The 14,188-nt window shown below is 70.2% G+C and carries 12 protein-coding genes and 2 pseudogenes; 5 read left to right on the top strand and 9 right to left on the bottom strand.

Annotated features, from left to right (window positions below):
- Nucleotides 1-314 precede the first annotated feature (314 nt).
- From OIC96_RS23120 to OIC96_RS23140, 5 genes and pseudogenes are all read right to left on the bottom strand, one after another.
- Nucleotides 315-557 (bottom strand): annotated as a pseudogene (locus OIC96_RS23120) (PIN domain-containing protein); the annotation flags it as partial.
- Nucleotides 554-745, bottom strand: a pseudogene (locus OIC96_RS23125) (hypothetical protein); the annotation flags it as partial. The pseudogenes OIC96_RS23125 and OIC96_RS23120, both read right to left, overlap by 4 nt.
- Nucleotides 746-800: 55 nt before the next feature.
- A complete protein-coding gene (locus OIC96_RS23130; protein WP_330305999.1) occupies nt 801-1,586 on the bottom strand; it encodes a hypothetical protein in 786 nt (261 codons plus the stop codon).
- On the bottom strand, nt 1,583-2,221 hold the full coding sequence (locus OIC96_RS23135) for an ABC transporter ATP-binding protein (RefSeq protein WP_330305998.1): 639 nt from the start codon (nt 2,219-2,221) through the stop codon (nt 1,583-1,585). Before OIC96_RS23135 ends, OIC96_RS23130 begins: the two co-directional genes overlap by 4 nt.
- Nucleotides 2,218-3,576, bottom strand: coding sequence for a cytochrome P450 (locus OIC96_RS23140; RefSeq protein ID WP_330305997.1), 1,359 nt, complete (start codon nt 3,574-3,576; stop codon nt 2,218-2,220). Before OIC96_RS23140 ends, OIC96_RS23135 begins: the two co-directional genes overlap by 4 nt.
- A 269-nt stretch (nt 3,577-3,845) precedes the next feature.
- Between OIC96_RS23140 and OIC96_RS23145 the strand changes: the two genes are divergently transcribed.
- Nucleotides 3,846-5,108 carry a phthiocerol/phthiodiolone dimycocerosyl transferase family protein gene (locus tag OIC96_RS23145; RefSeq protein WP_330305996.1) on the top strand — a complete coding sequence of 421 codons (1,263 nt, stop codon included), beginning with the start codon at nt 3,846-3,848 and terminating at the stop codon, nt 5,106-5,108.
- Nucleotides 5,109-5,136: 28 nt separating this feature from the next.
- Here OIC96_RS23145 and OIC96_RS23150 read toward each other — a convergent pair whose 3' ends face one another.
- Both OIC96_RS23150 and OIC96_RS23155 read right to left on the bottom strand, forming a co-directional pair.
- Nucleotides 5,137-6,516, bottom strand: a complete 1,380-nt coding sequence (locus OIC96_RS23150) for a cytochrome P450 (protein ID WP_330305995.1) — start codon at nt 6,514-6,516, stop codon at nt 5,137-5,139.
- A gap of 3 nt (nt 6,517-6,519) precedes the next feature.
- Complete coding sequence (locus tag OIC96_RS23155) at nt 6,520-7,527, bottom strand: terpene synthase family protein (RefSeq protein WP_330305994.1); 1,008 nt, start codon at nt 7,525-7,527, stop codon at nt 6,520-6,522.
- 132 nt (nt 7,528-7,659) lie between these two features.
- Here OIC96_RS23155 and OIC96_RS23160 point away from each other — a divergent pair, with 132 nt between their 5' ends.
- Both OIC96_RS23160 and OIC96_RS23165 read left to right on the top strand, forming a co-directional pair.
- Nucleotides 7,660-8,100, top strand: a complete 441-nt coding sequence (locus tag OIC96_RS23160; protein WP_330305993.1) for an acyl carrier protein — start codon at nt 7,660-7,662, stop codon at nt 8,098-8,100.
- The gene (locus OIC96_RS23165) at nt 8,090-9,313 is read left to right on the top strand and encodes a beta-ketoacyl-[acyl-carrier-protein] synthase family protein (protein WP_330305992.1); all 1,224 of its coding nucleotides are present in this window, start codon (nt 8,090-8,092) and stop codon (nt 9,311-9,313) included. Before OIC96_RS23160 ends, OIC96_RS23165 begins: the two co-directional genes overlap by 11 nt.
- Nucleotides 9,314-9,577: 264 nt before the next feature.
- Here the strand turns inward: OIC96_RS23165 and OIC96_RS23170 are convergent, their stop codons facing one another.
- Together OIC96_RS23170 and OIC96_RS23175 are read right to left on the bottom strand one after the other, a co-directional pair.
- Complete coding sequence (locus OIC96_RS23170) at nt 9,578-10,624, bottom strand: SgcJ/EcaC family oxidoreductase (protein ID WP_330305991.1); 1,047 nt, start codon at nt 10,622-10,624, stop codon at nt 9,578-9,580.
- A 163-nt stretch (nt 10,625-10,787) separates the two neighbouring features.
- Nucleotides 10,788-11,585: an alpha/beta fold hydrolase gene (locus OIC96_RS23175; protein ID WP_330305990.1), complete on the bottom strand. Its 798-nt coding sequence runs from the start codon at nt 11,583-11,585 to the stop codon at nt 10,788-10,790.
- A gap of 288 nt (nt 11,586-11,873) precedes the next feature.
- On the opposite strand from OIC96_RS23175, the gene OIC96_RS23180 reads away from it, so the two are divergent.
- Nucleotides 11,874-12,821 carry a GlxA family transcriptional regulator gene (locus tag OIC96_RS23180; protein WP_330305989.1) on the top strand — a complete coding sequence of 316 codons (948 nt, stop codon included), beginning with the start codon at nt 11,874-11,876 and terminating at the stop codon, nt 12,819-12,821.
- Nucleotides 12,822-13,045: 224 nt separating this feature from the next.
- Nucleotides 13,046-14,086 (top strand): LacI family DNA-binding transcriptional regulator, encoded by a 1,041-nt coding sequence (locus OIC96_RS23185; protein ID WP_330305988.1) that lies wholly within the window; start codon nt 13,046-13,048, stop codon nt 14,084-14,086.
- Nucleotides 14,087-14,188 lie beyond the last annotated feature (102 nt).

Raw genomic sequence — 14,188 nt, forward strand, 5'->3', positions numbered from 1 at the left:
CATGACCGCACAAGAGGTCGACGAGCACACTGTCCGCCCTGGCTCGTACCTCGGCCGCCCCGTTTCGGGAGTGCGAAGCCGCGCAACAGCGCATGGAAGAGAGCGCCACCCAGACCCCTGGCGAGACTGCTCAGCAGCGTCGTGCCCACGGCGTGCCCTTCACGGCGGACAGCCACGGTCGGCAGGAGTGCCTCCACGCAGGGTCCCACCGCTACCGTGGAGCACTTATCCGCAGGTCAGAAGCGACGTCCTCGCCCAAGCTCCGTCGCTTCCCAAGCTGAGAGTGCGAGTTCGATTCTCGTCACCCGCTGGCCCTCCGTGATCTCCGGCATGACGACGCGGCCCCGGCCCATCCAGCGCCGGATGTCGTCGACCGTGCCGAGGGCGGCCTCCCGCCCGAGTTCGCGTGTGGCTACGTGATCGAGTTCGGCCAGCAGAAGTGGTGACATGACCAGGAGACCGGCCGCCATGATCGTCTCGCTCGCCGCCCCGTGCTCAGGGTGAGCCGAATCCAGGGCGGCCAGGAGTCCGGACGTGTCCGCGATGACGATGATCACGCGGCGGTTCCGGGGTCCGACTCACGGCGGACCGCGTCGGCGACCGTCTCGCGGACCTCGCCCTTGGACGGCGTACGACCCGGCCCCTCGAAGGTGCGCGAGAACAACGGCTCGTCCCAGACCCGGTTCGCCATGGCCGCGAGATGGATGCCCTGACGGATGATCTCAGCCTCACTTATGCCCCGACGCGGTCGTTCAGGACCCCGCTTCCGGGTCGCGCCAGTCGCCGCGCCTTTTCGTGGGTCAGCCGCCGCATAGAACCCAGCGTGAAGTGTCACGGGGCTGCCGCCGCCTGCGGGTTCGGGTCCAGAAGGCGAGGAGGGCGATGAGGGTGAGGGCACCGGTCCACGAGAGGCTTGCGATGACGGGGCGGAGCGGGGTCGAGGGGGCAAGGCCGGCGGCGAGGCAGGTCTGCATGGGGCCGTACATCGGGAGCAAGGGGCCCAGGAAACCGTGCGGATCGGGGTTGACCAGGGGGCTTTGTGGGAGCAGGTCGAGGTTGCTGGTGACGAAGATGACGACCATGCCTTCGAGTTCACCGGGCAGGAAGAGGGCGAGGACGAGGCCGAGCGCTCCGTAGACCAGGCATGCGGTGAAGAGCCCGAGACAGAGGAACTCCGGGTGGCGGGGCGACCATACGGCCAGTGTCCATACGGTGGTGTACAGGGCGACGAGCGCGGCGGCCGAGAGCAGCGAGGTGGCCTTGGCCAGCAGGAGCGGAGTGCGCGGGTAGCCGGCCGCGATGAGCCTGTGGTCGAAGGGGGCAGCCTGGCGGGCGGCGCTGAAGGTGAGGAAGGCCATCAGGAGCATGACCACGCCGAGGCAACCGTGGATCAGGCCCACGTGGTCCGTCGCGGCGGTGAGCGTCCGGCCGGTGGCGCGTAGCCGGAAGGTCAGCGAGGCGGGTGCGAAGACCTGTGGCGCGGCGAGGATCCACACGGGGATGAGGACGGCCAGCAGGAGGGCGGCGAGCGTGTTCTTGGCGAGTTCGGCCAGGTTGTGGCGGGCCGCGATGCGATAGGCCCTCACCGGTCGGCTCCCTTGGTCAGGACGGCCACTTTGTCGGTGAGTTGGATGACGGAGTCCAGGCGGTCGAGGTCGTAGGCGAGGTGGGAGATGACGACGGTGGTGCGCCCGGCCGCGCGGCGGGCGGCGGCGAGGTCCCAGAAGGCCAGGTAGGTCTGCCAGTCGAAGCCCTGGTAGGGCTCGTCGAGCAGTACCACGTCGGGATCGTGCATGAGGGCGAGGACGAGGTTGAGCTTCTGCCGTGTTCCGCCGCTGAGGACTTTGACGGGACGGTGCAGGTGGTCGGCGAAGGCGAGCCGGTCGATCAGCTCGTGGGCGTGGTCCAGGTTCCGGAGGCCGAAGGCCTCCTGGAACAGGCTCAGGTGCTGGAACGGCGTAAGGGCGTTGTTGAGAACGGGGTGTTGGGGGCAGTGGCCGAGGGTGCCGTGGATCGTGACGCTGCCCTTGTCCGGCCGCAGGTCTCCGCACAGGATGCGCAGGAGGGTGCTTTTGCCGGCGCCGTTCTCCCCGACGATGCCGACCATCTCCCCGGAGCGGATGGTGAGGTCGACGCCTGCCAGTACGACGTGTCTGCCGTATGCCTTGTGAACGTCCCGCGCACTGAGGGCGGTTGCGGCGGAGGTGAGTGGAGCGGTCATGACCGGGAGCCCCGCAGCTGAGGCGTCATCACCAGGGGCGGGGCCTCCAGCAGCGCGTTGACGCGGGGGAGCACGGGGCGCGAGGAGGCGGCTTGCCCGTCCAGGGTCCAGCTCTGGAGAACCCGGGCGAGGATGACGACGATCTCGGTGAGCGCGAAGGCTTCTCCGAGGCACTTGCGGGAGCCGTTGCCGAACGGGATGTACGCCTCGCGGGGGCCGGGGGCTTCGGTTGCCCACCGGTCGGGGTCGAACCGCTCGGGGTCGGGAAAGAGACGCGGTTGGCGGTGCAGCTGGTACGGGCTGACGAACAGGCTGGTACCGGGTGGCAGGATCTGCCCGGCCAGTTCGACGGGTGTGGCGACGGTGCGGGGGATGAGCCAGCCGTGCGGATAAAGCCGCAATGTCTCCAGGACGACGTGCCGGGTGAGTTCCAGGCGTCGGAGCGCCGCATCGTCCGGTGGATCGCCTCCCAGGACGGAGTCGATCTCGTGCTGGACACGACGGGCGATGTCCGGGTGGCGGTCGAGCAGGTGCAGGGCCCACGCCATGGCGCTGGCACGGCCCGCCGCTGTCGCCGCGGTGAACATGGTGATGACGTTGTCGCGCACCTCGCGGTCGCTCATCGGCTCCCCTGCGTCATCACGTGCCGCCATGAGCATGGAGAGGATGTCCGCGTGATCCTCGCCGGAGCGGCGGTAGGCGAGGATCACTTCGTCGATGATCTGCTCGTACCTGGTCAGCGTCCGATGGAAGCGGCGGGTGCGGTGGGGGAACAGCCACCGCACTCCGAGCGCGGAGGTGAGCACCTCGTGGTGGATCCCGCCGATGATCTCCCCGATGCAGGCCTGGGTCTCGTCGCGGTAGTGCTCCGTGATCTCCGCGGCGAACATCGTGCGCACGCCGATCAGCGCGGCCACGGCCGTCATCTCGCGCATCACGTCGCACGGAACGCCGGATCGCCAAGCCCCGGTCACCGCGTCGGCCGTCTCGACCATGGCGGGGATGTAATCGGCGACGCGGGTGCGCTGGAACGGTGGCTGGAGCAGCCGGCGGATCCGCTTGTGCTTGGCGTTCGAGCACGTGAAGAGGCCGTCGCCGAGGAGCGTGCGTGTCTGGGCGTATCCCAGACCCCCTTTGGGGTACGTGTGGGGGTCCCGCAGTACCTGGTCGACCAGTTCCGGATGGCAGACCACATAGAGGGGCTGCGGCCCGAGTCGGACGCGTACGAGATCCCCCTGGCTCGGCAGCGAGGAGACGAAGGACAACGGCGCTCTCCAGACCCGCAGTGCGTGCCCCAGGCCCGGCAACGCGCCCGGTGCGTCCGCGAATCGGAAGTCGGATCGTGTCCTGCTCATGGGGAATGGGTTCCTTCCGCACAGGCTGTGGGGTCAACAGCGGCCGATGTCCGGGACCGTGTCTAGATCAGTTCGGGACCGGACCGGCTCTGTTCGGCGGGATACGGCACCGTCGGAGTGGCCCTTTGAGTCGTTCGGCTGAACCATGCCCGACGCCGTTGACGTGCGAAGACCTCGACGGAGTGAACCGGGGCGGACCGCGTTGCGGTGACCGGCGGCCGTGCACGAGCATCATGGCGCCGGCCCGCCGCCTCTGCAGGGAGATCATCGTGCCCGACGCCACCGTGGTGGAGGAACGCCCGCTCGCGGCCAGCGAGTTGGCCTTCGCCTCGTTCGGTACGCCGATCTGTTTCAGTCAGCGGCTGCGGGGCCGGCTCGACCTCGACGCGCTGGCGGCCGCCTTCGGGGATCTGCTCGTCCTGCACCCTGTGCTGTCCGCGCGGATCGTGGCCGTGGACCAGGGCCACGTCCTGCGGCTGGACCCGTCGGTGCCCGGCCCGCGTCTCGGTGTGGCCGACGGCATCGAACAGGCCGGGGCGCCCTACGCGCCCGACACGCCCCTGCTCAGGGCCGTCGTGACCGAGGAGGCGGAGGACCGCCACCGGTTGGCCCTGTCGGTGCACCACGCCATCAGCGACGGCGTCAGTGCGCTGACGCTGCTGCACACCCTGTGGCGCAGCTACAGCGAACGCGTCACCGGCCGTACGCCTGTGCTGCCGCCGCGTACCGCCGGGTTGCCCCGCCCCGTCGAGGAGTATTTCCGCGCCCGTTTCTCCGCCGAGGAGCTGGACGAATTCCTCCGGGACCGCTCGGCGCGGATGCGGGACATCAGCCCCGCGTGCATCCCCGCCCTCGCGGCCGGCCACGGCACGCCGGCGCAGGCCGGCGTCCACCGGCGGCAGGTGCGGCTGTCCGCCGGGTCGGTCGGCCAACTGACGCGCCGGGCCAAGGCGGCACGCATGAGTCTGCACGCGCTGGCCTGCGGCATCGCCCTGCGCGCGGTCCACTCGCAGTCGCCTCACCCGGACGAAACCGTCCCCATGACGTGCTTGTCCACACTGGATCTCCGGCGGCGGCTCAGGCCGCCCATGCCCCCGCACGAGATGGTGCTGGCCGCCACCGCAGCGGAGGTCGTGGTCGAGGTGGGGCCCGACGTCCATCCGGTCGACCTCGGACGCCGCGTACTGGAGCAATTGCGCGAAGCCGTCCTGAACAACACGGTGCAGAAGGCCATCGCCGCGACCGCCGAGCTGATGGACGACGTGGCGCACGCTCCGATCAGCGTCCTGGTCAGCAACCTGATGACCAAGACTCCGCCGCTGGAGCTTCCCCCGGACCTGAGGTCCGACCCCATCGACGGGTGCGCCCTTCCCCCCGGCCCCCTGCCCTCGGTCTTCCTCACCGGCAGCCAGGACGACACGGCGGGCCTCGACATCACTGTGGTCATGGCCGCGGACTGGTTCACCGCACGGCAGACCGACGACCTGGCCGACGCCATCGAGCGGGCTGTCCACCGCGCACTGCTCGAGTAGACGCGGCGAACAGCGGCGCACTCCCCCGCTAGGACACCTGGCGGCGGTGCAGCCGCAGGTCGAGGTTGCGGGGTTCGATGATGCTGCGCCCGATGAGGGTGACCGGGCGGGAGGTGGCGGGGGTCAGCTTCCAGCCGGCCAGGATCGACGCCAGGGACAGCATGACGTTCATGACGGTGAAGTCGTGTCCGATGCACTTGCGGATCCCGGTCCCGAAGGGCACCAACTCCATCGCCCGCTCGGCCTTGGCCCACGTGCGTCCGTCGCCGGTCCAGCGCCCCGGGTCGAACCGGTCGGGCTCGGGGAAGAGATCGGGCCGGTGGTGAATGATGTACGGACTGATCAGGATGTCGGCACCGTCGGGCACCCGGTAGGTGCCCAAGGACGTGTCCGTGACGGTGGTCCTGCTGAACAGCCACGCGGAGGGCCTGATCCGGAAGGCCTCGGTCACCACGGCCATCAGGGCCGGCAGCTGCGGAAGGTGCTCGTGCCGGGCGAGGCCGTCGCCGCACACCTGCTGTGCCTCGGCCGCGACGGCCGCGTCGAGATCGTCGTCCAGCGAGAGGTAGTACAAGGTCCAGGCGAGCATCGCGGCCGTCGTACTGATACCGGCGATGAACATGGTCATCACCTGCTCGCGTACTTCCGTGTCCGACAGCGCGTTTCCGTCGCCGTCCTCGGCGAGGAACATGGACAGCAGGTCGCCCTGGTCGGTACCGGCCCGGCGGTAGGAGGCGACCGTCGCGTCGATGTGCGCGTACAACGACTCCCGGGCCTGTACGTAGCGCCGGTTGTTCGGCAGCGGGAGGCGGGCGATGCCTGGCGCGACCATACGCAGGAACGCGCCGCTGACCAGGACGTCCACGTCACCCAGGGTGCGGCCGATCGTGTCGGCGTCCGCACCTGTGTCGGCGAACCATGACCCCAGCATCGTCGAGACGGTGATCCGCATCGCCAGTTCCTGCATCAGCCGGCGCACGTCCAGGACCTGTCCCTCACGCCACTCCTGGGTGATAGCCGTGATCTCGCGCCCGGCCAGCTCCGCGTACCCGGGCAGTTTGCTCGGGTGGAAGGCCGGCTGGGTGAAGCGGCGCAGCCGGGTGTGCTTGGCGTTGGGGCAGGTCGCCAGGCCGTCTCCGAAGAACTCGGAGATGTTGTCGAAGAAGGGGCCGCCCTTGTCGAAGTCGCGATGGCGGCGCACCAGGATCTCGGAGACCAGTTCGGGACTGCAGACCACGTAGGTGGGGCGCAGACCGAGCCGGATCTCCACCAGGTCGCCGTAGGACGGCAGCCGGGCCAGGAACCGGGTGGGGTCGACAAGCAACTGCCGCAGGTGGCCCACGCCGGGCAGCGCACCGGGTGCGCGCGGGGCGGGAACGAGGGATGCCGGGAGGCTTGTGGTCGCCATCGTTCAACTCCCCGCGCCCACGAGCAGACCGGACGCCCAGTCGGGCATCACGCGGTGCTCGTCGTGCCGTGTGGTGATCCGCTCCCACTCGTAGTCACCGCGGATCCAGTCATGAATGATGTCCGCGTAACCCCGCAGCGCCGCGCGCCGGCTCTCGTCGACGGCCCGTAGCAGTCGTGACAGAGCCCTCTCCTCCAACTCCACGAGTTCATCGACCTTTTCCTGAGCGTGGCGGGACGCCTCGACCAGCGCCTCCTGCCGCGTGCAGCCGCGGCTGCGCTGAATGACGTGGATCGCGTTGTGCCCGCCGGTGACGTCCTCGTGCCTGAGCGACATCGAGTCGTTCCTCAACGCGACCACGTCGGCGCCCAGTTGACGCATGCGCTGCAGCACCGGGTGGTGCCACAGCTCCGGCGGCACCTCGGTGCCGCCCCACTTCTCGCCCAGGTCGTTCTGACCGAAGGCGCACGTCGTGGCCGCCCGCAGCGAGAAGTAGTCCGCCAGGTCGCGGTAGGCGAATCCCGTCGTACGGTCCATCGCCTCCGTCACCTGGGAGGAGAAGTACGACGCCCAGTTGAACGCCACGCGCGTGCGCAGCGGCAGCGACATCCCCCGCACCATCCGGCTCCACAGATCGGCGAAGGCCCGCACCGTCGGCGCAGCGTGCGGCTGCGGTCCGGTCGCGCCGTGCATGATGCCGATCAGGGCGTTGCAGACGGCCGCCACCGTGCGGGGATCACGGCCGGCCTCGCCGTCCAACTGGTCGTCGAACGGCAGGAAGTACCAGCCCATCATCTGTGCCGCCGTACAGCAGTCCTCGGCACTGGCGTGGGGATAGAAGAAGGCGGCCACTTCGGCCAGCCGCCAGTCGACGAAGTCCTGCGCGGCCTGCTCGCCGTCCAGCAGGCCGGACCTCCGCATCCAGTCGAGCGCGCTGTCGCGCGCCTGATCCAGATGGGGGTTGACCCGCAAGGGCCACGGGACGGTGAAGACCGCTCCGGTTCGCGTCACGCTCGACTGCTCCTTCGCTCGACTCCCCAGGATGGTGCGTTAGCAGGATTGCGTACTGCAATTCCATCCCGGAGGGTCCACCCCAACGGACGAGCGTGCGCGGGAGGCGGCCGTGCGCCCCACGCTGATCTTGTGTCCGAATACACCGAAGGCCCCTTACCGAATCGGCAGTTCGTGACCTGGCGGAACTTCCGGCGTTGTGCGGGGGCGGGACGTCGCGAGCGGCTCCGCAACCAGGCGTGCGATATCACAGTCATTGCTATCGCGAAGATCACATGGTGCGACAGAGCGGGAGATCACGGCATGACACAAGCAGCGGAAACAGATACGGAGCGGGCACTGCCCGAGCGGCTCATCGCCCTGCTCACCGGTCACCTCGAAGTCGATGTGGCGCCGGAGCAGTTGACCGCCGCGACGACGTTCGAAAGCCTCGGGATGGACTCGATGTCGTTGATGGAACTGGTCGTGGCGGCGGAGCAGGAGTTCGGGATCGTTCTGGCCGAGGACGATTTGGACCTGTTCCCGGCCTCCACGCTCGGCGAGGCGGCGCGGGCGTTCGAACATGCGGCCTGAGATCGCGGTCACCGGGCTGGGCCTGGTGACTCCGGCGGGGCATACGGCGGACGCGAACTGGGCGGCCCTGTGCCGGGGCCGCTCACTGGCCGCCCCGGATCCCGAACTCGCCGGGCTGCCCGTCGACTTCTCCTGCCAGGTGACCGGATTCGACGCCGCGGCCGAACTCGGCCGGTCGCTCGCCCGGCGCGTGGACCGGTACATCCAGTTCGCCCTGACCGCCGCCCGACGGGCCGTCGCCGACGCCGCGCTGGACACCGGCACCTGGCCGGCGGAACGGGTCGGGGTCGTGCTGGGCGTCGGGTCCAACAGCCTTGGCACGTACGTCACCGAGTTCTGCCATCTCGGCGCGGACCGGCCCGAACGGGTCTCGCCGCTGGCGCTGCCGCGCAGTGTGCCGAGCATGGCAGCGGGCGAGGTCGCGATCGACCTGGGCGCCCAGGGGCCGAACTTCACCACGTCCAGCGCCTGCGCCTCGGGCGCGACCGCGATCGGTGTGGCACGGGACCTGCTGCGGTCCGGCACGTGCGACATCGTGCTGGCCGGCGGAAGCGAGTCCGCGCGCTCCCGTATGACGGCCACCTGCTTCACCCGGATGCGGGCGCTGTCCCGGCGGCGCGAACACCCGCAGCTGGCCAGCCGGCCGTTCGACGCGGCACGGGACGGCTTCGTGCTCGGGGAGGGCGCCGCCGTCCTCGTACTGGAACGCCTCTCCCACGCCCGCGCCCGCGGGGCACCGGTGCAGGCCGTGCTGCGCGGCTACGGCGCCGGCGCGGACGCACACCATCCGGTCGCCCCGCACCCGCACGGGCACGGAGCGGTCCGGGCCATCCGCGTCGCACTGGACGACGCGGCGTGCGATCCGGGAGACGTGGGCCTCGTCAACGCGCACGGCACCTCCACGCCGCACAACGACGCGGCCGAGGCTGCGGCTCTCACCCGGGTCTTCGGAACGGACCCGCCGCCCGTGACGGCCGCCAAGGGCGTGATCGGCCATGCTCTCGGAGCGGCGGGTGCGATCCAGGCGGCGTACACGGTCCTCGCCCTGCGCCGTCGGACAGTGCCGCCCGTGGCGAACTTCGAGGGCCAGGACGGCGATCACAAGCTGGACATCGTCGCCGGCCGACCGCGGCCGGTGGCCGAGAACGCAGGCCTCAGCTGCTCGTTCGGCTTCGGCGGCCAGAACGCCGTCCTGTTGTTCACCACCGACTGACGAGAACCGGGTGCGGGGGAAACCCCATCGGCGAAGGGACGGCGGGGTCCTCGCAGCGGGCGCCCGGCAGCGCCGAGGCCGCCGAACGCGGGCTCTCCGGCAGGCGTACGACCCGAGCGCGGCATAGCCGCGCAGCCGGCCGCTGGTCCCCCGCCGTGGCCATGCCGGAGACAAGGAGCCTCATCCTGAACATTGATCAGATGCCCGCCAAGCCCTGGGAGGGGCCGGCGGCCTGCGCATCCGTGCCCAGGCCGCCCGACGCGGTCAGCTGAAGAACGGGTCGTCCACGACGTGAACCCAGCCGCCGTCCGGCTGGCGTCGGAGGATCTCGGTGGTGGTGGAGATCACCGGCTCCGGTCCGGCTCCGGTGAGGGTGGCGTTGTTCGACACCAGGGCGACGTCGTCGACCTGTCGGATCTCGCGCGGTTCGAGCTTGAGGCGGGCACCGCTGTCGACCATCTGCCGCATGGCCTGGCGGATGGCGTCCGCGCCCACCAGGTGGGTTCCGGGAGTGGGGACGAAGTGGGCGTTCGGCTCGTAGAGCGACACCAGACCCTCGACGTCACCGGCCTCCAGGTACTCCATGAACAAGGTCCCCACCTGCTGGGGCGTCTCGGCACGGCGCCGGGCGGTGACGCCGACCGGCTTGTCGCCCCAGCCGGCCGCGGCGATCAGGTCGTACCAGCTGGGCTGGGCGCCGTAGGGCAGGTGGCGGCGCAGCAGCTCGCCCGGGAAGGTGATCGGGGACGCCTTGTGGGGCTTGGCCAGGGCCTGGGTGATGATCGCGTCGCTGAGCCCGTAGGCCAGGTCCTGACGCGGCAGCAGGGCGTGCACTTCGTCGGCGAGGCCGGCCGGAAGGCTCTCACGCCGGGCTCCGAGGATGTCGGTGGCGATGCCTGCCTGGGCCAGCGCCACCTCCGTGCCCTTCCGCGAGGCGATGCCGTCCGAGGTGTGCAGAGCGATGGCGTCCCAGGCGACGGCGATACGCCGTTCCTCGACACCGCGCTCACGGAGGAACGCCGCCGCGATGTCGGCGCCGTCGACTTCGAAACGCTGGTCGCCGTTGCCCTCCTCGCTCAGTCCGATGTCGTGCAGGACGCAGCTGACGAACAGCAGCTCGTCGTCGTAGTCGGTACCGGCGCGCAGACCCTGGTTCTGGGCATGGGCCCGAGCGAAGACGTAGCTGCGGACGCTGTGATGGTGAACGAAGGCAGGCGTGGCCTGTGCCGCATAGGCGTATGCGTCCCGGGCGAGGCTCGTGTCGGGGAGGTCGAGCTGGTCGAAGACGGACAGGTGTGCGTCGGTGGTCATGATGGTCTCCTTCATTTGGGCCCGGTCCGGGACAGATCGCCACGGTGGCCGGGCGCCATGCGGCGCGGGCTCACCCCTGCCGGGTATGGGGCGTGCGGCTGCACGGCCCGTGGAGCGACAGCCGATCGCCCACGGGGAGGGATGTGCGGCTGGAGTGCTGTGCTTACAGCTGGGCGACGAACGCGCCGATGTGCGCGGCCACCTGGTCGGGCACTTCAAGGGGCGAGAGGTGGCCGGTGTCCTTCAGGACGGTCAGCGTGGCGGTCGGGATCAGCGGCAACAGGTGGTCGGCAAGCACGGTCGGCGGGTCGACCTTGTCGTGGCTGCCCGCGAGAACCAGCACCGGCACCTCGATGGCCGAGACGCCGGCCGACACGTCCTGGAGCAGGCCCTGGCGCGGCCACTCGAGACGGGCTTCGTCGCCGCCGCGCAGACTGTCCTCGACCACCTGACGGCGCAGCTCGGGAGTCAGCCCGCCGTCGGTCAGCATCAGGTCGATGCTCTGAAGAACCGCTTCCTCGTTGTCGTAGGCGTGGGAAACCGTCTCCTGCACCTGCGCGGTCACCCCGATCGGTGCGGGCGGCGCGGGTGCCACGAGGACGACTCCCCTCAGACCGGCGGGCTTGCGTGCGGCCAGCAGCTGAGCCACCTTGCCGCCCATGGAGTGCCCGACGAGCACGTAGCGGGAGTATCCGAGTGCCTCGACGACGCGCTGCGCGTCGTCCGCGAGCTGCTCCAGGCCGTAAGGTCCCGGCACGCCCGCGGAGTCGCCCCATCCGCGGTGGTCGTAGGCCACGAAGCCCTGCCCGGGGTCCAGCCGCCGCAGCACCGGGAGCCAGGTGCGCCGTGAGCCTCCCCAGTAGTGCAGGAAGACCAGCGCCGGGCCGTCACCCTCGCGGACGTGGGCGTACACCTGGCCGCCCCGCACGTCGAAGAAGCGGCCCACATTCTGCGAAGTCATCGCCGGCTCCTCGTCCACGGCCGGGGCTCTCGGACCGCTCCACCGGTGTGTGGAGTCGGCTGCCCCGCGCTCGCTCTTCGATCCTGCTCCGGAACCTCCCCTCCAGGCCACGGCTCATCTGCCGACATGCGCATCTTTTGGGCCAGACCGGTGCGGATGGGCCCTTGCTTTCCGGTCACACGATCAGCGGCCTGATCAGGGGATTTATCCCGGGAACAGCCCTGGGTCAGGGCATGACGGTTCCCTGGCCTTCCCCACGAGATTGGTGTCGTACGTAATATTGCGGCCATGAACAAGCACCGGGTCATGGTCCTGGCCGTCGACGGCGTGCTGCCCATGGATCTGGGGATCCCCACGCAGATCTTCAACGCCCGCCCGAACACCCCCTACGAGCTCACCGTGTGCGGCGACACCGAGGAGGCCGTGACCACGAGCGCCGGTTTCACCCTCGGGCTGACCGCGGGTCTCGAGGCGCTCGCCGACGCGGACACGATCATCGTCCCGGGCTTCGAGGACTTCCGGCGCCCTCCGCACCCACGGGTGAGGGCCGCTCTCAAGCTCGCCGGCCGCGCCGGGATACGCATCGCTTCCATCTGCACCGGCGCCTTCGCCGTCGCCTCGGCCGGACTGCTCGACGGCCGCACCGTCACCACGCATTGGGCCAGCGCGGACGACCTCGAAGAGCTCTACCCCCGGCTGCGCGTCGACCGCAACGTCCTCTACATCGACAACGACACCATCCTGACCTCCGCGGGCGTCACGGCCGGCATCGACCTGTGTCTGCACCTGGTCCGCAAAGACCTCGGCGCAGCCGTCGCGAACGACATCGCCAGGGACATCGTCGCCGCACCGCACCGCGACGGCGGACAGGCCCAATACATCAACAGGACCCTCCCCACCCCCCAGGCCACCACGCTCGCCGACACCCGTGAATGGGCCCTGCTCCACCTCGAAGAAGACCTCACCATCCCCCACCTCGCCGACCGTGCCGGCGTCTCCGCGCGCACCCTGACCCGCCTGTGGCGCCAGGAAACCGGCGTCAGCCCCCACCAATGGCTCCTGACCGCCCGCGTCAACCGCGCGCGAGAACTCCTGGAGACCACCGACCTCCAGGTGGAACAGATCGCCGTCCGGTGCGGCCTCGGCAGCGGCGCCAACATGCGCGCCCGGTTCCGTGACGCCCTCGGCATCACGCCCACGTCCTATCGCCGCACCTTCCAGCACCAGGCCGCCTGACGGCGAAGACCACACTGCGCGGTCACAGAGTCCGTCGACCCAGGCGCGCGTCCGCCCCCTCCAGCCTCCGGCCAGAGGTGGTTCCGCCTGATCCATCCGCGCCACAGAACAGTGCGCACCGGTCTTGCCTCCCCGTCCCCGGGCCCGTTACGTTGCGGCGGAGTTCTGGCCAGGTGCGCGGTGCGTCCGGCGCGTCGAGGCTCGGGGTACGGAACGGACATCGGGTGACAGGTCGAGGCAAGGACCGGCAGGAAGCGCAGCACGGCCTGCTCACGAACATCGCCGCCGAGGCGGGGGTCTCGCTCAGCACCGTGTCCAAGGTGGTGCACCGACGCCGGGACGTGGGTACGGCGACCCGGGGCCGGGTCGAGGAACTGCTGGTGCGGTACGGATACGTCCGCCCGTGGGAGCGGGGTCCCGCGACGCCACGGCAGATCGTCGTCGTCTTCCGTGACCTGTCCGGCCCGTACACCCTGGAGGTCGCCCGGGGCATCGTGGACGCGGCCGGTGAGTTCGGCATCGACGTGGTCACCGGGACGACGAGCCGACGGTCGATCTCCGGGTGGCTGGAGGAGTGCGTGTCACTCGGCGCGGCGGGGATCGTGATCGTGATCTCCATGCTGGCCGAGGAGGACCAGCGGCGGATCGTCGAGCAGCGGCTGCCGGTGGTGCTGATCGACCCCCTGAGCGCGCCGTCGGAGGACATTCCCAGCATCGGGGTGACGAACTGGAGCGGGGCCCGGGACGCCGTCCAGCATCTGCTGGCGCTGGGGCACACCCGGATCGGCATGGTCGCGGGCCGCTCGCACTCCCTGGCAGGGGCGGCGCGCGTGCACGGTTACCGGGCCGCGCTGGAGGAGGCCGGGGTCGCCTACGACCCGGCGATCGTCCGCTCGACCGACTTCGACTACGCCGAGGCGCTCGCCGCGAGCCTGCAGATCCTGCGGGCCGGCGACCCGCCCACGGCCGTCTTCGCCGCCAGCGACGCGCAGGCGCTCGGCGTGCTGGAGGCCGCCCGGCAGCAGGGGCTCTCCGTACCGGACGACCTGTCGGTCATGTCCTTCGACGACACGCTCGTGGCGGCCATGGCCTGCCCACCGTTGAGCGCGGTGCGCCAGCCGTTCGAGGAGCTGGGGCGCGAGGCGACCCGGGTGCTGATGGATCTCGCCGAGGGCCGCCCGCCCGCGGCGCCACGCATCGAACTGGCGACGGAACTCGTCCTGCGGACCTCGACGTCCGCGCGCAGTCGCGTCAATACCCCGTAACCCGCAATTCCGCGAAATCCTTTCGCAACGTGCCGGTGACAGCGCGATGTCGCCTGCGAATACTGGCTTCCTGCCCCGCACCCTCTTTCCCCCTCCCCACGG

Origin of the sequence: Streptomyces sp. NBC_00775, from assembly GCF_036347135.1 — a bacterium.
GTDB lineage: Bacteria > Actinomycetota > Actinomycetes > Streptomycetales > Streptomycetaceae > Streptomyces > Streptomyces lutosisoli.

Excerpts from the sequence above, each read along its gene's own strand:
- OIC96_RS23135 (WP_330305998.1), bottom strand. The coding sequence starts at position 2,221 with ATGACCGCTCCACTCACCTCCGCCGCAACCGCCCTCAGTGCGCGGGAC.
- OIC96_RS23140 (WP_330305997.1), bottom strand. The coding sequence starts at position 3,576 with ATGAGCAGGACACGATCCGACTTCCGATTCGCGGACGCACCGGGCGCG.
- OIC96_RS23150 (WP_330305995.1), bottom strand. The coding sequence starts at position 6,516 with ATGGCGACCACAAGCCTCCCGGCATCCCTCGTTCCCGCCCCGCGCGCA.
- OIC96_RS23165 (WP_330305992.1), top strand. The coding sequence starts at position 8,090 with ATGCGGCCTGAGATCGCGGTCACCGGGCTGGGCCTGGTGACTCCGGCG.
- OIC96_RS23170 (WP_330305991.1), bottom strand. The coding sequence starts at position 10,624 with ATGACCACCGACGCACACCTGTCCGTCTTCGACCAGCTCGACCTCCCC.
- OIC96_RS23175 (WP_330305990.1), bottom strand. The coding sequence starts at position 11,585 with ATGACTTCGCAGAATGTGGGCCGCTTCTTCGACGTGCGGGGCGGCCAG.
- OIC96_RS23180 (WP_330305989.1), top strand. The coding sequence starts at position 11,874 with ATGAACAAGCACCGGGTCATGGTCCTGGCCGTCGACGGCGTGCTGCCC.